This is a genomic window from Tatumella ptyseos ATCC 33301 (genome assembly GCF_000735525.1).
In the GTDB taxonomy this organism is placed as follows: Bacteria; Pseudomonadota; Gammaproteobacteria; order Enterobacterales; family Enterobacteriaceae; genus Tatumella; species Tatumella ptyseos.
On record NZ_JMPR01000069.1, the window covers coordinates 1 to 393 of the forward strand.

General features: G+C 53.4%; 1 protein-coding gene. It reads right to left on the reverse strand.

What is annotated here, in order from left to right; genetic code table 11:
• Nucleotides 1-48 precede the first annotated feature (48 nt).
• Nucleotides 49-393 (reverse strand): fimbrial protein (locus GTPT_RS16605; RefSeq protein WP_038011943.1); only part of this gene is annotated, 345 nt, incomplete at its 5' end.

Consider the following 393-nt stretch of genomic DNA (forward strand, 5'->3'; position numbering starts at 1 on the left):
AAAAAATCCCCGCCAGATGACGGGGATAAAATTACACCAGGGATAAGACTATTGATAAACGAACGTCACACCGACGATTGACTGAACCTTTCCTGCCACAACCTGACCACTGGTTCGGGCATAGGAGGCAGTTAATCCCAGACTGACCGGGGTGGTTCCGACATTCCCCAGCGATACCGTCTGGTTTGTCGCCAGCACACCGCTACTGTTGGATAACTGAACCCCTACCCCCGTTGCCGGAGAGGTGGAGGCGGTATTCGTGAATATAGTGGCCGCGCTGTTGCTTGTTGTACCGGTCAGATAATACGACAGAGCCTTAGTGGAGCCACAATGAACCGTCAGCGGAACACTTGCGGTTCCCGGATAGTCAGGCAAAGGCACCGCAACATTTCG